The organism is Luteimonas sp. AC640a (genome assembly GCF_979256585.1).
On sequence record NZ_CEEDOV010000022.1, the window covers coordinates 127,285 to 145,668 of the forward strand.

The 18,384-nt window shown below is 66.9% G+C and carries 18 protein-coding genes; 8 read left to right on the forward strand and 10 right to left on the reverse strand.

The window, feature by feature from the left end:
* Positions 1 to 70 precede the first annotated feature (70 nt).
* Together ACZ9YD_RS16530 and ACZ9YD_RS16535 are read right to left on the reverse strand one after the other, a co-directional pair.
* Positions 71 to 1,483, reverse strand: a complete 1,413-nt coding sequence (locus ACZ9YD_RS16530; protein ID WP_465076362.1) for a mannose-1-phosphate guanylyltransferase/mannose-6-phosphate isomerase — start codon at positions 1,481 to 1,483, stop codon at positions 71 to 73.
* 8 nt (positions 1,484 to 1,491) lie between these two features.
* The gene (locus tag ACZ9YD_RS16535) at positions 1,492 to 2,841 is read right to left on the reverse strand and encodes a phosphohexomutase domain-containing protein (RefSeq protein WP_465076363.1); all 1,350 of its coding nucleotides are present in this window, start codon (positions 2,839 to 2,841) and stop codon (positions 1,492 to 1,494) included.
* 123 nt (positions 2,842 to 2,964) lie between these two features.
* Between ACZ9YD_RS16535 and ACZ9YD_RS16540 the strand changes: the two genes are divergently transcribed.
* The 3 genes from ACZ9YD_RS16540 (at position 2,965) to ACZ9YD_RS16550 (ending at position 5,230) form a co-directional block, all read left to right on the forward strand.
* The gene (locus ACZ9YD_RS16540; RefSeq protein WP_465076364.1) at positions 2,965 to 3,708 is read left to right on the forward strand and encodes a CoA transferase subunit A; all 744 of its coding nucleotides are present in this window, start codon (positions 2,965 to 2,967) and stop codon (positions 3,706 to 3,708) included.
* Positions 3,708 to 4,343: a CoA transferase subunit B gene (locus ACZ9YD_RS16545; RefSeq protein WP_465076365.1), complete on the forward strand. Its 636-nt coding sequence runs from the start codon at positions 3,708 to 3,710 to the stop codon at positions 4,341 to 4,343. The genes ACZ9YD_RS16540 and ACZ9YD_RS16545 overlap by 1 nt, the downstream gene beginning before the upstream one ends.
* A gap of 290 nt (positions 4,344 to 4,633) precedes the next feature.
* Complete coding sequence (locus ACZ9YD_RS16550; RefSeq protein WP_465076367.1) at positions 4,634 to 5,230, forward strand: alpha-ketoglutarate-dependent dioxygenase AlkB family protein; 597 nt, start codon at positions 4,634 to 4,636, stop codon at positions 5,228 to 5,230.
* Positions 5,231 to 5,344: 114 nt separating this feature from the next.
* On the opposite strand, the gene ACZ9YD_RS16555 is transcribed toward ACZ9YD_RS16550, so the two are convergent.
* From ACZ9YD_RS16555 to ACZ9YD_RS16570, 4 genes are read right to left on the reverse strand one after another with little or no spacing between them, the layout of a single operon-like run.
* On the reverse strand, positions 5,345 to 6,043 hold the full coding sequence (locus ACZ9YD_RS16555) for an ABC-type transport auxiliary lipoprotein family protein (protein WP_465076368.1): 699 nt from the start codon (positions 6,041 to 6,043) through the stop codon (positions 5,345 to 5,347).
* A complete protein-coding gene (locus ACZ9YD_RS16560) occupies positions 6,040 to 6,966 on the reverse strand; it encodes an MlaD family protein (RefSeq protein WP_465076369.1) in 927 nt (308 codons plus the stop codon). Before ACZ9YD_RS16560 ends, ACZ9YD_RS16555 begins: the two co-directional genes overlap by 4 nt.
* Positions 6,966 to 7,799: an ABC transporter ATP-binding protein gene (locus ACZ9YD_RS16565; RefSeq protein ID WP_465076371.1), complete on the reverse strand. Its 834-nt coding sequence runs from the start codon at positions 7,797 to 7,799 to the stop codon at positions 6,966 to 6,968. The genes ACZ9YD_RS16560 and ACZ9YD_RS16565 overlap by 1 nt, the downstream gene beginning before the upstream one ends.
* Before the next feature lie 2 nt (positions 7,800 to 7,801).
* Positions 7,802 to 8,914: an ABC transporter permease gene (locus ACZ9YD_RS16570; protein WP_465076373.1), complete on the reverse strand. Its 1,113-nt coding sequence runs from the start codon at positions 8,912 to 8,914 to the stop codon at positions 7,802 to 7,804.
* Positions 8,915 to 9,031: 117 nt separating this feature from the next.
* Here ACZ9YD_RS16570 and ACZ9YD_RS16575 point away from each other — a divergent pair, with 117 nt between their 5' ends.
* Positions 9,032 to 10,285 (forward strand): threonine/serine exporter family protein, encoded by a 1,254-nt coding sequence (locus tag ACZ9YD_RS16575; protein ID WP_465076374.1) that lies wholly within the window; start codon positions 9,032 to 9,034, stop codon positions 10,283 to 10,285.
* A gap of 73 nt (positions 10,286 to 10,358) precedes the next feature.
* Here ACZ9YD_RS16575 and ACZ9YD_RS16580 read toward each other — a convergent pair whose 3' ends face one another.
* From ACZ9YD_RS16580 to ACZ9YD_RS16590, 3 genes are all read right to left on the reverse strand, one after another.
* Positions 10,359 to 10,736 (reverse strand): H-NS histone family protein, encoded by a 378-nt coding sequence (locus tag ACZ9YD_RS16580; RefSeq protein ID WP_232150380.1) that lies wholly within the window; start codon positions 10,734 to 10,736, stop codon positions 10,359 to 10,361.
* Between the two features lie 179 nt (positions 10,737 to 10,915).
* Positions 10,916 to 12,610 (reverse strand): proline--tRNA ligase, encoded by a 1,695-nt coding sequence (locus ACZ9YD_RS16585; protein ID WP_465076375.1) that lies wholly within the window; start codon positions 12,608 to 12,610, stop codon positions 10,916 to 10,918.
* Positions 12,611 to 12,825: 215 nt separating this feature from the next.
* On the reverse strand, positions 12,826 to 13,230 hold the full coding sequence (locus tag ACZ9YD_RS16590) for a DUF4124 domain-containing protein (RefSeq protein WP_465076376.1): 405 nt from the start codon (positions 13,228 to 13,230) through the stop codon (positions 12,826 to 12,828).
* A 107-nt stretch (positions 13,231 to 13,337) separates the two neighbouring features.
* Here ACZ9YD_RS16590 and pssA point away from each other — a divergent pair, with 107 nt between their 5' ends.
* From pssA to ACZ9YD_RS16610, 4 genes are read left to right on the forward strand one after another with little or no spacing between them, the layout of a single operon-like run.
* Entirely contained in the window at positions 13,338 to 14,108 is a 771-nt protein-coding gene (gene pssA, locus ACZ9YD_RS16595; protein WP_465076377.1) for a CDP-diacylglycerol--serine O-phosphatidyltransferase, read from the forward strand.
* Positions 14,105 to 14,359, forward strand: a complete 255-nt coding sequence (locus tag ACZ9YD_RS16600) for a hypothetical protein (RefSeq protein WP_465076378.1) — start codon at positions 14,105 to 14,107, stop codon at positions 14,357 to 14,359. The genes pssA and ACZ9YD_RS16600 overlap by 4 nt, the downstream gene beginning before the upstream one ends.
* Complete coding sequence (rimI, locus tag ACZ9YD_RS16605; RefSeq protein ID WP_465076379.1) at positions 14,349 to 14,855, forward strand: ribosomal protein S18-alanine N-acetyltransferase; 507 nt, start codon at positions 14,349 to 14,351, stop codon at positions 14,853 to 14,855. Before ACZ9YD_RS16600 ends, rimI begins: the two co-directional genes overlap by 11 nt.
* 46 nt (positions 14,856 to 14,901) lie before the next feature.
* Positions 14,902 to 15,696: an NYN domain-containing protein gene (locus ACZ9YD_RS16610; protein WP_465076380.1), complete on the forward strand. Its 795-nt coding sequence runs from the start codon at positions 14,902 to 14,904 to the stop codon at positions 15,694 to 15,696.
* Positions 15,697 to 15,717: 21 nt separating this feature from the next.
* Here ACZ9YD_RS16610 and ACZ9YD_RS16615 read toward each other — a convergent pair whose 3' ends face one another.
* Positions 15,718 to 17,949, reverse strand: a complete 2,232-nt coding sequence (locus ACZ9YD_RS16615) for a primosomal protein N' (protein ID WP_465076381.1) — start codon at positions 17,947 to 17,949, stop codon at positions 15,718 to 15,720.
* Positions 17,950 to 18,384 lie beyond the last annotated feature (435 nt).

Genomic DNA, 18,384 nt, shown 5'->3' on the forward strand with positions numbered 1-18,384 from the left:
GTCTGCGATGTACGTAGACATAAAAACGGCGCCCGCGGGCGCCGTTCTGCCTTGAAACGATTCGAGCAGATCAGGTACGCCCGTAGGTGTCCTCGAAACGCACGATGTCGTCCTCGCCCAGATAGCTGCCTGACTGCACTTCAATCAGCTCCAGCGGCACCTTGCCCGGATTCCGCAGTCGATGCGTCACGCCGAGCGGGATGTAGGTGCTCTGGTTCTCGCTCAGCAGCAGTATGTCGTCGCCACGCGTGACCTCGGCGGTGCCGTTGACGACGATCCAGTGTTCGGCGCGGTGATGGTGCATCTGCAGACTCAGCACGCCGCCCGGTTTGACCGTGATGCGTTTGACCTGATGACGCGGACCGTTGTCGATCGAGTCGTATGCGCCCCAAGGACGGTAGACCTTGCGATGCCAGGCTGCCTGCGGCAGCTCGCGTGACTTGAGTTCGGCGACCACATCCTTGACCTGCTGGATGCGGTCACTGCGTCCCACAAGGATCGCATCGGGCGTTTCCACGACGATGGTGTCTTCAAGCCCGATCATCGCGATCAGGCGTTCGCCGTAGGCATAGGTGTTGCGGCAATCGATCGACACGACCTCGCCATAATGTGCGTTGCCGTCCGCGTCTTGCGGCGACACCTCGCGCAGGCTCGCCCACGAACCCACGTCGCTCCAGCCGGCATCCAGCGGCATCACAACGGCAGCAGCGGTCTTTTCCATGACCGCGTAGTCGATCGAATCCGATGGACTCGCAGCGAATGCGTCCGCATCGAGACGGGTAAAATCCACGTCCTGGCGCGCGGCCGACCACGACGCGCGCACCGCCATCAGCATCGCCGGCGCATGGCGTTCGAGTTCGGCGAGATACGCGTCGGCGCGGAACAGGAACATGCCGCTGTTCCAGAAATGATTGCCGGATGCGACGTAAGCCTGGGCGTGCGCCAGATCCGGTTTCTCGACGAAGGCTTGGACGGGAACGGGGCCGCCACCCGTCCCGCTCACCGCCTTGATGTAGCCATAGCCGGTTTCCGGTCCACGCGGCACCACGCCAAACGTCACCAACTTGCCGGCCTCGGCTGCAGGCAGCGCGGCGCGCACCGCGGCGTGGAATGCCTCGGGGTTCTGCACGACATGGTCCGACGGCAGGACCAGCAGCACGGCATCCGGCGTATCGCGCAGCGCTTCCAGCGCGGCTGCGGCGATCGCCGGCGCGGTATTGCGACCGACCGGTTCGAGCACGATCGCCGCCGGTGTCGCGCCGACCTGCTGCAACTGCTCAGCGACAACGAAACGGTGCGCCTCGTTGGCGACGACGATCGGCCCGGCATCGCCGGCCAGTGGCGCTGCGCGCAACCAGGTCGCCTGCAGCATCGTATCCGTGCCGACCAGGGGCAGGAATTGCTTCGGGTACATCTCGCGCGACAGCGGCCACAGGCGCGTGCCTGAGCCGCCGGAGAGTAGAACCGGGACGATCGTAGACATAACAGGCCTCAAGCGGACAGCAGGTCGGACAGCTCGCGCGTGCGTGCGTCGAGCAGCGCACGGTCCGCGCGCGTTTCGATATTGAGCCGCAGCAGCGGTTCGGTGTTGGAGCTGCGCAGGTTGAAGCGCCAGTCGCCAAAATCGGCGCTGATGCCGTCGGTCCGGTCGATCTCCGGCGACTGCGCGGCGTAGTGCGCCATCACGCGATCGACCGCGACCTTCGCATCCGCGACGCGGAAGTTGATCTCGCCACTGCACGGGAACTTCTCGACGCGCGCGGAAACCAGATCGCCCAGCGAGCGACCACTGGTGGACACGAGTTCGGCGATCAGCAACCACGGAATCATCCCGGAGTCCGCATAGGCGAATTCGCGGAAGTAGTGGTGCGCGCTCATCTCGCCGCCGTAGACCGCGTCTTCAGCGCGCATCTTCTCCTTGATGAAGGCGTGGCCGCTCTTGCACAGCACCGGCACGCCGCCGGCGGCTTCGACCTGCTCGACCGTGTTCCAGACCAGGCGCGGATCGTGTACGACCTTGCCGCCCGGCTGCTTGGCGAGAATCGCCTCGGCCAGCAGGCCGACGAGGTAATAGCCTTCGATGAATGCACCGGTCTCATCGAAGAAGAAGCAGCGGTCGAAATCGCCGTCCCAGGCGATCCCGAAATCCGCGCCGTGTGCGCGCACCGCGTCGGCCGTGACCTGACGATTCTCCGGCAGCAGCGGGTTCGGGATGCCGTTCGGGAAATTACCGTCCGCCTCGTGGAACACGCGGACGAATTCAAAAGGCAGGTGGGGGGCGAGCAGGTCGACGATCGAGCCGGCCCCCCCGTTGCCGGCATTGACCACGAGCTTGAGCGGGCGCAGCGCCTTGGCCTCCACGTAACCGAGCAAATGATCGATATAGGCCGATTTGTCCGGCGCGGCGGTCTCAGTGCCCGGCGCGGCGACGGGCGCAGGCAGATCGCCAGCCTCCACCGCGTCGGAGATCGCGAACAGGCCGGTGTCAGAGCTGATCGGCCGCGCATGCTCTCGCACCAGCTTCATGCCGTTGTAATCCATCGGATTGTGGCTGGCGGTCACCATGACGCCGCCCGCCGCCCCGCGGTGGTCGACCTGGAAATACACCTCTTCCGTGCCGCCGACGCCGATATCGATGATCTCGCGCCCTTGGCTGCGCAGGCCTTCCGACAACGCCGCCTGCAGTTCCGGGCTGCTCAGGCGCACATCGCGTCCCAGCACGATCGCGCCTGGCGGCAGCTGACCGGCCAGTGCAATGCCGATGTCGCGGGCGAGGGCGGGATTGAGTTCGTCCGGCACGCGGCCTCGGAGGTCGTAGGCCTTGAAGGCGGGCAGGGGCATGGTCGCTCCATCGGTCGGGAGGTCCGATTCTAGCGGCTCCCGCGGAGCGGGCCGTTCGCGCTAATGCACCAAGGTCCAAGGCCGCGTACACGCGCAGCCGGTAGAATCGAAGTCCGTTGCGCCATGAGGATCACAATGAGCGAGCAGAGTTCCGCCGCGGGTCGACGCGGCAAGCAGTATCCCGATGCCGCGACGGCATTGGCCGACATCGTGGCCGATGGCCAGACATTCGCGGTCGGCGGCTTCGGCCTGTGCGGCATTCCCGAGGCACTGATCGCCGCGTTGCGCGATTCGGGCGTCAAGGACATCACCGCGATCTCCAACAACGCGGGCGTCGACGGCTTCGGTCTCGGCCAGCTGCTGGAGACCCGGCAGATCCGCAAGATGATTTCGTCCTACGTGGGCGAGAACAAGGAATTCGAACGGCAGTACCTCGGCGGTGAACTGGAACTCGAGTTCAATCCGCAGGGCACGCTGGCCGAGCGCCTGCGCGCCGGCGGCGCTGGCATTCCGGCGTTCTTCACCGCGACCGGTTACGGCACGATCGTGGCCGAGGGCAAGGAAACGCGCGAATTCGACGGCAAGCATTACGTTCTGGAAACCGCGCTCACCGCCGATGTCGCGCTGGTCAAGGCGTGGCAGGCCGATACGGCCGGCAACCTCGTGTTCCGCAAGACCGCGCGCAATTTCAATCCGGCCTGCGCGATGGCGGGCAAGGTCTGCGTGGTCGAAGTCGAGGAGCTGGTGGAGATCGGCGCGATCGATCCCGACCAGGTGCACCTGGCGGGCATCTACGTGGACCGCATCGTCGTCAACACGGCGCCCGAGAAGCGCATCGAGCAGCGCACCGTGCGAGGAGCAAAGTAATGGCCTGGACCCGCGATGAAATGGCCGCGCGCGCGGCGCGCGAACTCACCGACGGCGCCTACGTGAATCTTGGCATCGGTCTGCCGACCCTGGTGGCCAACCATATTCCGGACGGCATGGACGTCTGGCTGCAGAGCGAGAATGGCCTGCTCGGCATCGGCCCGTTCCCGACCGAAAGCGAGGTCGATGCCGACCTCATCAACGCCGGCAAGCAGACCGTGACCGCGCGCAAGGGTGCGAGCTACTTCGGCAGCCACGACTCGTTCGCGATGATCCGCGGCGGCCACATCGATCTCGCGATTCTCGGCGCAATGCAGGTCACCGGCAGCGGTGATCTCGCGAACTGGATGGTGCCCGGCAAGATGGTCAAGGGCATGGGCGGCGCGATGGATCTCGTCGCCGGCGTCAAGCGCGTGGTCGTGCTGATGGAGCACGTCGCGAAGGACGGCAGCCACAAGATCCTGCCCGAGTGCACGTTGCCGTTGACCGGCGTGGGTGTGGTCGACAGGATTATCACGGATCTCGCGGTGTTCGATGTGACCGCCGATGGTCTCGTGCTGGTCGAAGCGGCAGACGGCGTGGATGCCGCAGAGTTGAAGACCAAGACCGGCGTCGCATTCGCGAACGCGAACTGAGTTTCGCTTGAAGTGTGAGGTTGGCTGCGGGCATATCCCGCGGCCGTCTCATCCTCGCCCACTTCTTTCGTCGCGTCAGCGCGATTCCATCTGGGCTCCGCGAAGGCAGCAGCGAGATCGAGGAGTCCGGGTGGGCAGCGCCCAGGCTGAGACCGGGGCCACAGGATCCAGGGTTGAGGAACAGCGCTCTATTGATCGCTAATACGACCGAACTCCGTCAAGAATCAACTGCGGCTGATGTTCGTGACCTGCTGCGCAGCACGTGCGGCATGCTGTTGGAATGCCCCCATATGTTCGACATCGCTAATCTGCCCGACACCGATGTGCAGCTTGTCCCTCGCTGGATGCCCGCGGTCGAGGCCGATGCGTTGGTCGAGGTGTTGCAAGCTGATATCCCCTGGACTCGCCACCGTCTGCGCATCTTCGGGCGTGAGGTCGAGGCGCCGCGGCTCAGTTGCTGGATCGGCGACCCCAAAGCGGTGTATCGCTATTCCGGCACGCAGTTTGCGCCCGAGCCTTGGCCTGAGGCTTTGGTCGCGGTGTGCGATGCGGTCTCCCGCGCTGCGGGCGTCGGCTTCAACAGCGTGCTCGCCAATCTGTATCGCGATGGACAGGATGCGATGGGCTGGCACAGCGACGACGAGCGCGAGCTCGGTCCCGAGCCGGTGATTGGGTCCTTGAGCCTGGGTGCGACGCGACGGTTCGTGTTGAAGGCACGTGTGGCGGACGCGGAGGGACGATTCGCGCGGCATGTGCTGGAATTGGCGCACGGCAGCCTGCTGGTGATGCGCGGTGATACGCAGGCACGGTTCCGGCACGCGTTGCCGAGAACTGCGCGGCCCGTGGGGCCGCGGATCAATCTGACGTTCCGAAAAATCTTGCGTTGAGGCGCGCTGTGGCGGCCTAAGCTCCGAATCAGGCGAAGCGCCTGAGGGGACGTAACGCGGGTCGCACAGCGCACGCCGATCGGGGCGCTCCTTCAGTGACCCCGAATGAAAGACTCAGCGCCGCGGCGCAGTCGACACCGGTGGCCTGCGATCGTGCGTCACTTCGTGCGCGTTGCCCGACTCTAGAATCCAGCCGACCATCTCGCCGCTGATGCTCTGCAACGCGACCGAGAACGCATCGACCACCTGCGCGACTTCGGTGCTCGACGCCGGCTGCGCCGCGAGAAAGGTGCGCGAGTCGACCACGGTCTGGTCGATGTTGTGGATCAGTTTGACGTTGGCTTCGATCGTTGCCGCCGGCAGTACGTTGCCGTTGTAGTCGGCTTCGAACCGGCGCAGATCGATGACCAGCTTGTAGTCCGCGGTGATCCCCGCGCCCTGGCGCGCGACGGCGGGAATGTGGCCCGAGTCTTCGAGCGTGCGCAGCACGGTGTCCTGCAGCATGTCGGTGGGCGTCTTCGACCAGCTGGCACCACGGTAGACCTGCAGTTCCGCCGGGATCGGGCGCACCGCGATGCGGAAGCTGTCGATCATGCGCGCGGCGGTCGGCGGGCTCAGCATGAGCTGCCAGTCGGCGTAGGGCCATGCGGGATTCGCCTCGACGCGCGGATCGGGCGCGTAGATCGTCGAGCGGTCGCGATCGCCGCCACCGCCGCCCAGCAGCGAGCTGCAGCCGGCGAGCAGGGTGCCCAGCGCGAGTGCGATGGCCAGACGGGGCAGGGCGCGACGCGTGGAGGATGTGAGCGTGATCATTCGGGTTCGAATTCCTTCGGCGCGTCGCGGCCGAGCAGGTAGCGCGCGGGATTGGCGTCGAGACGGTCGCTGATGCGGCGCAGGTCGCGGACCAGCGAACGCAGTTCGCCCAGTGTCGGCCCAAGCTGCGACAGGCCGTCATTGGCGAAGCTGCTGATCGCCGCGCGGTTCTCGTTGAGAATGGTGTCAGCGCCGCCGGCCGCTGAATCCATACGCGCGAGGGTGCTCTCGAGGCTCGCGACGAGCGTCGGCAGCTTCTGCACCAGTTCGCGGTCGAAATTGGTCATCGCGCGATTGGTCGTGGTCAGCGTCTGCTCCAGCTGCTCGCTGGCGGTGCGCGCGTTGACGATGATCGCAGCCAGGTCTTCGCGCTGGCCGGCGACCGAACCGGTCATGCCTTCGATGTTTTCCAGCGTGTTGGAAATGCGCGTGACATTCTCTTCGCTGAGCACCTTGTCGAGGCGCTCGACCAGACGGTTCGCGGTGTCGGAAATGTTCTGCAGCGCCGAGGCTTCGGTCTGGATGATCGGCACGCGGTCATTGTCTTCCGAGACCAGCGGCGGTGCTTCGGGCGAGCCGCCAGTGAGCTGGATGATCGGCGAGCCGGTCAGGCTGGTCATCGACATCCGCGCGCGGGTATCGGTCTTGACCGGCGCATTGGCCTGCACGCGCAGCCGCGCGATGACCTGGCGCGGGTCCTGCGGCGCGAGCTGCAGAGTGTCGACCGTGCCGACGGCGATGCCGTTGTACTGCACGCTGCTGCCTTCGGTGAGGCCGGTCACGGGCTCGCGGAAGACGACGTCGAACTCGTTCCAGCTGCGATCGGACGAATATTTCGCCGCCCACAGAGCGAAGCCGAGCAGCGCGATCGACGCGATGAGCGTGAACGCGCCGATGAGGACGTAATTGGCTCTGGTTTCCATCAGTGGGCTCCCGGGGCGTTGGCCCTGGCGTCGCGTGCGGCACGGCCGCGCGGGCCGTGGAAATAATCCTGGATCCAGGGGTGGTCGATCTGTTCGATCTCCGCCACCGGGGCCACCGCGATCACCTGTTTGTCGGCCAGGACCGCGATGCGGTCACAAATAGCGTACAGGGTGTCGAGGTCGTGTGTGATCAGAAACACGGTCAGCCCCAGCGCTTGCTGCAGGGTGCGGATGAGCCGATCGAACGCGGCTGCGCCGATCGGATCAAGACCGGCCGTCGGTTCGTCGAGGAACAGCAGCGGCGGGTCGAGCGCCAGCGCTCGTGCCAGGCCCGCACGCTTGCGCATGCCGCCCGATAGTTCTGCCGGCAGTTTGTCGAGCGCGTTGGCCGGCAGGCCGGACAGTTTGACCTTCAGCAAGGCCAGTTCGTAGCGCAACGAGTCGCGCAGGTCCGGGTGATGTTCCTTCAGCGGCACCTGCACGTTCTCGCCGACCGTCAGCGACGAGAATAACGCGCCGTCCTGGAACAGCACGCCGGTGTTGCGTTCGATATGCCGGCGCTCTTCGACATCGCGCGACAGTGCATCGGCGCCCAGCACTTCGATCGTGCCGGCCTGCGGCGGACGCAGGCCGAGGATGCTGCGCATCAGCACCGACTTGCCGGTCCCCGAGCCACCGACCACGCCGAGAATTTCACCGCGGCGCACGTCGAGATCGAGGTTGTCGTGCACGGTCTGCGCGCCGAACTGGTTGACCAGCCCACGCACGCGAATCGCGATCTCGTCGCCGAGACCGTCCTGTGCATGCGCATCGCGGGTGGGCGTCTCGGACATGGTCACCATCCCACGTGCATGAACCAGATCGCGGCGAACGCGTCGAAGATGATCACCAGCGAGATCGTCTGCACCACGCTCGACGTGGTGCGCTCGCCCACCGACTGCGCCGTCCCCTTGACCTGCAGACCTTCGAGACAGCCGATCAGGCCGATCACCATCGCGAAGATCGGCGCCTTGGACATGCCGACGAAAAAGTGCCGGACGTTCATCGTTTCGTACATGCGCGCCATGTACGCCTGCGGCGGAATGTCGAGGCTGAAGGCGCCCACGGTCAGGCCGCCGACGAGGCCGGCGATCATCGCGACGAAGGTCAGCAGCGGCAGCATCACCATCAGTGCGACCACGCGCGGAATCACCAGCAGATCCACCGGGTCGAGCCCGAGCGTGCGGATCGCGTCCACTTCTTCGCGGCTCACCATTGCGCCGATCTGAGCGGTGAACGCACTGGCGGTCCGGCCGGCGAGCAGGATCGCGGTCAGCAGCACACCGAACTCGCGCAGGAACGCGATCGAGACCAGTTCCACGACGAAGATCGTCGCGCCGAATTCAGACAATACGGTCGAGCCGAGAAACGCGATCACCGCGCCGACCAGGAACGACAGCAACGCGACCAGCGGGACCGCGTCGAGGCCGACTTGTTCCATGTGGTGCACGGTCGAGGTGATCCGGAACCGCCGCGGCGACACCACGAGGCGGCCGAGCTTGAGCAGGGTTTCGCCGAGAAAGCTGACCAGCGCCACGACTTCGCGCCCGTTGTCGTGCATCGTCTCGCCCAGGCGCGCAAGCGCAGCCTGGAAGCCGTAGTCGCGTTTCTTCTTCGGCCGGTCGTCGGCGACGTCCTCGATCGCCTCGACCAGCGCGTGGTGGTCGTCGCGGAAGCGGAACGTCGAGAAATCCAGATCCCGCTTCTCGGCAAAGCGCAGCAGCTGCAGCACGCCGACCGAGTCCAGGCGATCCACGCCGCTGGCGTCCACCTCGCCCGAGGTGCCGTCCTGCGCGCGCAACACCTTCTCAATATCGCCTGCGTACGCCAGCGTCCAGTATCCGCGCAGCCGCAGCGACCCACCGTCACCGGTTTCGGCGCTGGGCGTGGCGTGTTGAGGGACGGTCATGCAGGCATCGGTCAGTCGAGGTGCAAACGCCGATGAGCATACCGAAATCCGGTGTGACGCCGCGCATCACGGCAGCGTGGCCTATCGGGCGCAGGGTGTGCGTGCGATCCTGTGCGAATGTCCGGCGCCACTCCGCTCACCACCGCCAGTTACGCCACGCGCATCGCCTTCGTGGTCGAACTTGCGGAGAATCTGCATGCCTATGGCACCACGGCGCAGCGCCTCGAAGGCGCGGTGATCGCGGTGACCCAGCAACTGGGGATCGACTGCGAACCATGGGTGAATCCGACCGGCATGGTGCTGTCGTTCAGCGATCCACTGCGGCCACCGGGCGACAGCGATACCACCCGCGTCATCCGCATGTCGCCGGGCGACGTGGATCTCTACAAGTTGTGCGAGACCGATCGCATCGCCGAGCAGGTCATGGCCGGCGAAATGGATCTGGCCGAGGGTTACGCCGCGTTGCGCGCACTCGACGAACGCCAGCCGCGCGCCTGGGGCAAAGCGCTGCAGGTCATGGGCTTCGCGATGGTCGCGATGGGCGTCGCCGGTCTGTGGCGGCTGCCCTGGGCCGACATCGCAACCGCCGGCACCATCGGATTGCTGATCGGTCTGCTCGACATGGTCACACGCAACGGTACGCGGTTGAAGGAAGCACATGAAGCGCTCGCCGGCATGCTGGCAGGCCTGGTCGCGATCCTGGTGTCGGCGTTCATCGCGCCGCTGAATCTCAATACCGTGGTCATCGCCTCTCTGATCGTGATGCTGCCGGGTATGGCGCTGACCAACGCGATCAACGAACTGACCAGCCAGCACCTGGTCTCGGGCACCGCGCGCTTCGCCGGTGCGATCACGACGGTGCTCAAGCTCACCATCGGCACGATCATCGCGCTCACGCTGATGCAGATGCTCGGGGTCACACCCAACGTGCGCGCGTTGCGTCCCCAACCCGACTGGGTGGAATGGTTGGCGCTGGCGACCGCGGCCGGTGCGTTCGCGATCCTGTTCCGGGCCGGGCGTCGCGACGTGTTGCTGGTGATGGCTGCCGCCGCATCGGGCTATCTCATTTCGCGCTGGGTGGGCGCGGCGCTCGGCCCGAACATCGGCCTGTTCGTCGCCGCACTGGTGACCACTGCCGCCGGCAACGGCTACGCGCGCTGGGCCAACCGTCCGGGTGCAGTGATCCGAGTGCCGGGCCTGATCATGCTGGTACCCGGCAGCAACAGCCTGCGCGGGCTGATGAATCTGGTGCAGCAGCAGGACATGGCCGCGGGTCAGGAAGCGGCGCTGGTCGTGATGAACATCGTGCTGGCGTTGATCGCTGGCCTGTTGTTCGGCAACGTGGTGTGGCCGGCGCGCAAGAATCTCTGAGGACCGTTTACGAAAACGCCCCCCATGCGGAGGGCGTCGTCGAAGCGCCGGTATGCGGCTTGCGCCGCCGCGATCACTTCTGGATCAGGAACTCTTCCAGCTTGCGGCCCTTCTTGGTGTGCGCGGCCAGCCACAGCGGCTGCTTGCCACGACCGGTCCAGGTCTCGGCCTTGTTGGCCGGGTTGCGGTACTTCGGCGCCACCTTGCCGAGCTTGCGGCCCTTGGTCGCGCTCTTGCGCGTCGCAGGCGCGGCCGCGGTCGATGCCGCGCGCGGTGCGCCGCCACCGAACAGTTCGGCGATGCTGTAGCCCTCGGCCGCGGCCAGGTCGGTCAGCTTCTTGCGAACGGCCGTCAGCGGCTTGCGCTTCTTGAGCGTCGTCTTGCGCTCCTTGGCCTGGGTGATCAGCGCGTCGAGCTGCTGGGGGGAAAATGCATTGAGGTCAAACGCCATTCGAGTCGGCTCCGGCTGATTATTGGGAATACCAGTCCATTGGCATGGGCGGCATCTTAATCCTGTTTATCCCGGGCCGACAAACACTGCGCATCCGGCTGCGCGGCCCGCTCGTGCAGGCCGCGTGAACATTCGGGATTATCCGGCGGTAAATACCGCCGGTTTAGCGCCGGAAACCCTCAGCCGCGGAGGCGCGAAAACAGCGCCTCGCGATCGAGATTCTCGGATTCGGTGGCATGGCGTGCGCGATATTCGAACGCGCCCGACTCCAGTCCACGTGCCGACACCACCACGCGATGCGGGATGCCGATCAGCTCGATGTCGCCGAACATCATGCCCGGGCGCAGGCCTCGGTCGTCGAGCACGGTTTCGAAACCGGCGGCGCCGAGTTCGCGATACAGCGCGTCCGCCGCTTCGGCCACGTGTGCCTCGTTCTTCGGGTTGATCACGCACACGACTACCTGCCACGGCGCCATCGCGACCGGCCACAGGATGCCGTTGGCGTCGTGGTTCTGTTCGATCGCCGCGGCGACGATGCGCGACACGCCGATGCCGTAGCAGCCCATGAAGGGCACGCTCGCCTTGCCGTTCGCGTCGAGCACCTTGAAGTTCATCGCCTCGGCGTACTTGCGGCCGAGCTGGAACACGTGGCCGACCTCGATGCCGCGCGCGACTTTCAGTTCGCCGCCGTCTTCGGCGCGATCGCCGGCGACGACGTCGCGGATATCGGCGACGACATCGGCCTCGGGCAGATCGCGGCCCCAGTTGACGCCGGCGATGTGGAAGCCGGTGGCGTTGGCGCCGACGACGAAATCGGCGAGTGCGGCGACTTCCAGGTCGGCGACCACGCGGATCGGCTTGGCGGCACCGATCGGTCCGAGGAAGCCCGGCGTGGCACCGAGGTGCGCGGCGATTTCCGCCTCGGTTGCCATGCGGTAATCGGCCAGGCCGTCAACCTTGGCGAGCTTGATCGCATTGACCGCGTGGTCACCGCGCACCAGCGCGAGCACGAAGATCTCGCCGGCCATCAGCGCGATCGATTTCGCGGTGCGGGCGAGCGGAATCTCGAGCAGGGTGGCGACGTCCTCGCAGGTCTTCTGCGTCGGCGTGTCGATCTTGCGCAGGTCTTCCGATGCCGCCGGGCGCGGCGCGGGCGCAGCGGCGCGCGCGGCTTCGACATTCGCGGCGTAGTCCGAACCGGTCGAGAACACCAGCGCGTCTTCGCCCGAGTCGGCGATCACATGGAATTCCTGCGAGGCGTCACCGCCGATCGCACCCGAATCGGCCTGCACCGAGCGGAACTCGAGACCGAGGCGGGTGAAGATGCGCGTATAGGCCGCATGCATGGTCTGGTACGACCTGGCCATGCCGGCCTCGTCGATGTCGAACGAGTACGCGTCCTTCATCAGGAACTCGCGCGCGCGCATCACGCCGAAACGCGGGCGAATCTCGTCGCGGAACTTGGTCTGGATCTGGTAGAAATTCACCGGCAGCTGCTTGTAGCTGGCCAGTTCGCTGCGCGCGAAATCGGTGATGACTTCCTCGTGCGTCGGGCCGAAGCAGTACCAGCTCTCCTTGCGGTCCTGCATCTTCAGCAACTGGCCGCCGAACTTCTCCCAGCGGCCGGTTTCTTCCCACAGCTCGCGCGGCTGCACGGCCGGCATCAGCAGTTCGATCGCGCCGGCAGCGTTCATTTCCTCGCGCACGATGCCTTCGACCTTGCGCAGCACGCGCAGGCCCAGCGGCGACCATATATAGAGACCCGCGCCCAGCTTGCGCAGCATGCCGCCCTTGAGCATCAGCTTGTGGCTGGTGACCTCGGCATCGGCGGGCGTTTCTTTCTCGGTGCGGAGATGGAACTGCGACAGGCGCATCGGCGGTTTCTGGCTGGGGAATAAGGGGGCGTATTGTGCCACGCGCGCCTCTGCATCCCGGTCCGGCAGGCATTCTGCGGTCGGCGTTGTAAGCCGTCATGCCCGCCGGATCAGCCGTCCTGCCTCCCAGCTGTTGCAGTTGCGCGCTTGCGCGCGATCAGCGTTCCTGCGGATACCTCAGATCCCGCGCGCGCAAGCGCGCGCCTGCGGACACCCTAGCGGCAGTAGGCGCGGACCGCAGCTTCCGACAGGGCGAGCTGGTCGGCGCGTTCGCTGCCGGCAAGTTCACGTGGCTTGCCGTCTGCGCCGAGCTGTTGCACCGCGCCTTCGCCCTTGAGCGCGGCGACGTTGGTCCGAGCGAGCTCGCACTGGGTGTTTCCGTCGCCGGCGCTTGCCGTCGTCGACGCGGCCGCAGGCGTGGCGACGGGCGCTGGCGTGAGCGGCGTCGACGAAGCGGCGCTGCCCTGGACCCTGCGCACTTCGAAGCGCGTGCCCGCGGGCGGCGGTGTCTGCGAGTAATGTGTGGTGCCGCTGGCGTCCTTCCAGCTGTAGACCTCGCTGGCGGCGAGTGGCGCGGCGGCGAGCAGCAGTGCAAGGGCGGTCACGAAAGTGCGGCGCATGGCGGTCCCCGGCAGGTGCTCGAATGTGGCGGCGATTGCAGCACTCCGGGGCCGCCGGCGCAACCGCTGTCGCCGGGCGGCCCGAAGCAGGCGCTACACTGCCCCGCATGAGCCAACCCGACCCGACCCCGCGCCGCGGCCGCGGCATCTATCTGCTGCCCAATCTGTTCACGACTGGCGGTCTGTTCGCGGGATTCTTCGCGATCATCGCCGCGTCGCAGGGCCGCTTCAGCGCTGCCTGCATCGCGATCTTCGTCGCCGCGGTGCTCGACGGTATCGATGGCCGGGTTGCACGCCTGACCAATACCCAGAGCGAGTTCGGCGTGCAGTACGACTCGCTGGCCGACCTGATCAGCTTCGGTCTGGCGCCGGCGCTGGTGATGTATCACTGGTCGCTGATGGCGATGCGTCTCGACGGCCCCACGCTGGGCAAGATCGGCTGGCTCGGCGCGTTTCTCTACGCCGCCTGCGCGGCGCTGCGTCTGGCGCGTTTCAACAGCCAGGTGGCGACGGTCGACAAGCGCTATTTCGTCGGCCTGGCGAGTCCGGCGGCTGCAGGCCTGATGGCGAGTTTCGTCTGGACCTGCCACGAACTCGATTTCACGGGTGACGCGCTGCGCTATGTCGCGCTCGCGGTCACCGTGGTCTGCGGTCTGCTGATGGTTAGCCGCATCCGCTACACCAGCTTCAAGGGCAGCGGCACCGGACCGAAGGCCGATCGCGTGCCGTTCGTGGCGCTGGTCGTCGCGGTCGGCCTGCTGATCGCGATGTGGGTCGATCCGCCTAAGACCCTGCTGATCGCCGCAGTGCTGTACGCACTCTCGGGTCCGACGCTGTGGCTGTGGCGGCGCCGCGGAGGCGCGGAGGCCGCCTCGTGACCTGGGATGCGCTGCAGATCGCGGCGCTCGATGCGCTGGGCCACGACCGCTATCGCGTGCAGGTGCCCGGGCAGGTGTTGCCGGACGATCCGCTGGTCGATCCCTTGTTGCGCGCCGCGGGCCTGAGTCGCGAAGGCGATGGCGCGTTCGCGTTCGTGCGCAGTCTCGGCGCGCTGTCGGACCTGCGCTCGGCATCGGCCAAGCGCGCGTTGTGGCCGCGCCTGCGCCAGTTGCGCCGCCATGGCGGCTGAGCCCGACACCCGGTCGAGGCCCGATGTCGCGGCTGCGGCCCGCGACTGGTCACTGCGCCCGATGCGCGCCACCGATGTCGATGCGGTCATGGAGATCGAACTGCGCGCCTACCCGTTTCCGTGGACGCGCGGCATTTTCGAAGACTGCCTGCGCGCGGCGTATCCGGCGTGGGTGCTGCATGTCGACCGGCGACTCGCCGGTTACGGTGTATTGAGCGTCGCGGCCGGCGAAGCGCACGTGCTCAACGTCTGCGTCGACCCGGCGCTGCAGGGCCGTGGCCACGGGCGCCGTCTGTTCCGCGCGCTGGTCGATCTCGCCCAGCAGCACGACGCGCAGCGCGTGTTTCTCGAGGTGCGACCGTCGAATCCGAATGCGGTCGCGCTGTATCACGACGAAGGTTTCAACGAAATCGGCCGGCGGCCGCGTTATTACCCCGCGCACAACGGCCGCGAGGACGCGATCGTCATGGCCCGCGAGCTGTTCGGCGCAGATTGACGCCCACCATCCGGCGCGCGCGGCGCGCCCCGACCGGAGATCCGCCATGGGCGAGCACACCCGCATCGACAACGAGAAACGCATCGCGCTACTGATCGATGCCGACAACGCGCCGGCAGCGAAGATCGACGTGATCCTGGCCGAGGTCGCGCGCCACGGCGTCGCCAACGTGCGCCGCGCCTACGGAAACTGGAAGAGCCCGCATCTCGGCAGCTGGGAGAAAGTGCTGCACGAATATGCGATCCGCCCGATCCAGCAGTTCGCCTACAGCACCGGCAAAAACGCGTCCGACATGGCGATGGTCATCGACGCGATGGATCTGATGTACGCGCGCAATCTCGACGGGTTTGCGATCGTCTCCAGCGATGCGGATTTCACTCCGCTGGTGATGCGCCTGCGCAACGACGGTTACGCGGTCTACGGCTTCGGACAGGAGAAAACGCCGACGCCGTTCGTCAAGGCGTGCTCGACGTTCCTGTATCTCGAAAAACTCCGCGCCGCCGACGAGGTCGACAGCGGCGGCACGACCAAGCCGCGCACCGGCGGTGAGCTGCAGGCCGATCGCGAACTCGTGCAGCTGCTGCGCAATGCAGTCTCCGCAGGCGCCGACGATGCCGGCTGGTCGCATCTGGGCGAAGTGGGCAGCCACGTGCGCAACCAGGGCTCGTTCGATGCGCGCAACTACGGCTATCGCAACCTCAGTGCGCTGATCGATGCGACGGGTCTGTTCGAGGTGCGGCGGGTCGGGCAGGCGGTCGAGATCCGCGAGAAGCCGAAGCAGCCGGCTGCGAAGCCTGCGTCACGTGCACGTGGCCGCCGCAAGCCAGCGGCGACCGACTGACGTCTTCACGCGACGGTCGACTCAGTAGAGATCGACCGGATCGACATCCAGCGACCAGCGCGCGCGGCGCGCTTCGGGCAGAGCGTAGATCAGCGGCAGCGCTGCATCGAGGATCGCGTGCAGGCGCGGGCGCTGATCGGTGGCGATCACCAATTGCGCGCGATACACGCCCGCGCGGCGCGGCATCGGTGCGACCACCGGGCCATCAATCAACAGCGTCGGCATGCCGGCAGCGTCGCGGCCGGCATGTGGCGCGAGCACGCGGCGCGCGGCCTGCAGGAATGCCATCGGCGGTTCGGCCTGCTGCGACTCGGCGCGCAGCAGTGCGAGCGGTGCGAACGGCGGAAATCCTGCAGCTTCGCGTTGCATCAGCTCTTCCGCGGCGAAGGCGTGATAACCACCCTGGATCAGTGTCAGCAGCAGCGGATGTTCGGGGTGGTGCGTCTGCAGCAGCACCTGGCCGGCTTTCTCGGCGCGGCCGGCGCGGCCGGCGACCTGGATCAGCAGTTGCGCGAGTTTCTCGCCAGCGCGGAAGTCGGCGGAGAACAGGCCTTCGTCGATGCCGACCACACAGACCAGGGTGAGATTGGGCAGGTCGTGACCCTTGGCCAGCATCTGCGTGCCGATCAGGATGCCCGGCTGACTGCCGAGTGTGCCGAGCAGGCCTTCGAGCGCGTCGCGTCGGCGCGTGCTGCCGCGGTCGATGCGCAGCACCGGCACATCGGCGAAGCGCGCGGCCAGCAGTTCCTCGATGCGTTCGGTGCCCACGCCCTGCGGCTGCAGACCGAGACTCGCGCAATCCGGACACGCCAGCGGCGCGCTCGCGCGGTGGCCGCAGTGATGGCATTGCAGGCGCCGGCCGCCGGCGTGCACGGTCATCGGATGCGGACGGTCGGGCGTGCTGCAGCGCGGGCAGTGCGCGCTCCAGCCGCAGTCGTGGCACAGCAGCACCGGCGCGTAGCCGCGGCGGTTCTTGAACACCAGCACCTGACCGCCGGCGGCGAGCGCAGCGGAGATCGCCGCGAACATCTCCGGCGACAGACCGGCCTCGAGCGGGCGCTTGCGCACATCGAGCACGCGCACCGTCGGCGGTTTCGCCGCGCCTGCGCGATGGGTCAGGCGCAGATGCGCGTAGCGTCCGGAGACAGCGTTCTGCAGCGATTCCAGCGACGGCGTCGCGCTGCCCAGCAGCACCGGTACATCGAGCGCCTTGGCGCGCACCAGGGCGAAGTCGCGCGCGTGGTAGCGGATGCCGTCCTGCTGCTTGTAGCTGCCGTCGTGTTCCTCATCGACGACGACGAGCCCGGCATCGGGCAACGGCACGAACACGGCCGAGCGCGTGCCGACGACGACGCGCGCCTCGCCCCGCGCCGCGGCGGCCCAGACTCGCGCGCGTTCGCCATCGCCCAGGCCCGAATGCAGCGCGTGCACCGGCACGCCGAGGCGGGCGCGGAAACGCGCCAGCGTCTGCGGGGTCAGGCCGATCTCCGGGACCAGCACCAGCGCCTGTCGTCCGCGCGCCAGGCAGCCGGCTATCGCCTGCAGGTAGACCTCGGTCTTGCCGCTGCCGGTCACGCCATCGAGCAGCAGCGCGGCGAAACCGGTGCACGCGGCGACCGCATCGACCGCCCGCTGCTGTTCGTCGTCCAGAGCGGGCCCGGGCTGCGGCGTGGGTGCCAGTTGCGAGGCCGGAATCGCAAAACGTTCAGCCAGCGCGCGGCCGGCCAGCGTGCGCGCGGCGGCGCGCCAGCCGTCCATCTCCAGATCCAGCGCGTCCTCGTCTCTGGGCGTTGGCGCGAGCAGGGCGGCCAGACGCTGCGGGCGGCCACCGGCCTTCAGTCCGGCCAGCGCGGTCTGGCCGGCTTCGGTCAGCCGCCAGGCCCAGGCGTGGGTGTCGGGCAGCGCTTCGCCGCGGCGCAGGGCGGCGGGCAGGGCCGTCGCCAGCACCTCGCCCAGCGGCGCATGGGTGTAGCGGGCCAGCCAGCGCAGCGAGGCGGCGAGCTCGCCGTGCAGTAGCGGGGCGTCATCGAGCCATTCGATCGCCTCGCGCAGCGCCTGCGCGGGATCGTCCGGCGCGCCGACCCCGGCGACGACGCCGATCAGTTCCCGCGGCCCGAACGGCACCCGCACCCGGCGACCGACATCGCCCGGCCCGACCGGCGCACCCGCTGGCGCACGGTAGTCGAACACGCGTGGCAGGGGCACCGGCAGGGCGACCTGAAGGACTGAGCAGGTGGCATTCGGATCGGGCACCTGCAAATTCTATCGACTCGATCGGGCGCGTCCCTCATTTGCGCGCATAACCTCGCTTGACTTGGACGTTGTGCCTGCAAGTGCCCGAAAGAAAAGGGATTGACGCTTATCCACACGATCTGTGGATAAGTCTGTGCATACCCGTCTCCGAATACGACGTTAAGCGGTATTCAGTGCGGTAAAAGACAGGTTGGACAAAAAAGTGCCATATGTATAATTATCATCAAAATCAAATGCTTGGCCGTGAAACATTGTTGTCATGCAGCATCGGCATGTGGTCATCTTCAGCTGGATGACAGGGTTGTGAACCCTGTGAACAACCACTTGGGCGCGTCGGCGCCTGTGGAACGTTTGCGCGGCGATCTGTCAAGGCTTGGGCCACGGCGGGGGATGGCTATGATGCGCGGTCGCACACGTCGGCCCCGATGACCACGC

Coding starts and splice junctions, on each gene's coding strand:
- ACZ9YD_RS16530 (WP_465076362.1), bottom strand. CDS start 1,483: ATGTCTACGATCGTCCCGGTTCTACTCTCCGGCGGCTCAGGCACGCGC.
- ACZ9YD_RS16535 (WP_465076363.1), bottom strand. CDS start 2,841: ATGCCCCTGCCCGCCTTCAAGGCCTACGACCTCCGAGGCCGCGTGCCG.
- ACZ9YD_RS16540 (WP_465076364.1), top strand. CDS start 2,965: ATGAGGATCACAATGAGCGAGCAGAGTTCCGCCGCGGGTCGACGCGGC.
- ACZ9YD_RS16545 (WP_465076365.1), top strand. CDS start 3,708: ATGGCCTGGACCCGCGATGAAATGGCCGCGCGCGCGGCGCGCGAACTC.
- ACZ9YD_RS16550 (WP_465076367.1), top strand. CDS start 4,634: ATGTTCGACATCGCTAATCTGCCCGACACCGATGTGCAGCTTGTCCCT.
- ACZ9YD_RS16555 (WP_465076368.1), bottom strand. CDS start 6,043: ATGATCACGCTCACATCCTCCACGCGTCGCGCCCTGCCCCGTCTGGCC.
- ACZ9YD_RS16560 (WP_465076369.1), bottom strand. CDS start 6,966: ATGGAAACCAGAGCCAATTACGTCCTCATCGGCGCGTTCACGCTCATC.
- ACZ9YD_RS16565 (WP_465076371.1), bottom strand. CDS start 7,799: ATGTCCGAGACGCCCACCCGCGATGCGCATGCACAGGACGGTCTCGGC.
- ACZ9YD_RS16570 (WP_465076373.1), bottom strand. CDS start 8,914: ATGACCGTCCCTCAACACGCCACGCCCAGCGCCGAAACCGGTGACGGT.
- ACZ9YD_RS16575 (WP_465076374.1), top strand. CDS start 9,032: ATGTCCGGCGCCACTCCGCTCACCACCGCCAGTTACGCCACGCGCATC.
- ACZ9YD_RS16580 (WP_232150380.1), bottom strand. CDS start 10,736: ATGGCGTTTGACCTCAATGCATTTTCCCCCCAGCAGCTCGACGCGCTG.
- ACZ9YD_RS16585 (WP_465076375.1), bottom strand. CDS start 12,610: ATGCGCCTGTCGCAGTTCCATCTCCGCACCGAGAAAGAAACGCCCGCC.
- ACZ9YD_RS16590 (WP_465076376.1), bottom strand. CDS start 13,230: ATGCGCCGCACTTTCGTGACCGCCCTTGCACTGCTGCTCGCCGCCGCG.
- pssA (WP_465076377.1), top strand. CDS start 13,338: ATGAGCCAACCCGACCCGACCCCGCGCCGCGGCCGCGGCATCTATCTG.
- rimI (WP_465076379.1), top strand. CDS start 14,349: ATGGCGGCTGAGCCCGACACCCGGTCGAGGCCCGATGTCGCGGCTGCG.
- ACZ9YD_RS16610 (WP_465076380.1), top strand. CDS start 14,902: ATGGGCGAGCACACCCGCATCGACAACGAGAAACGCATCGCGCTACTG.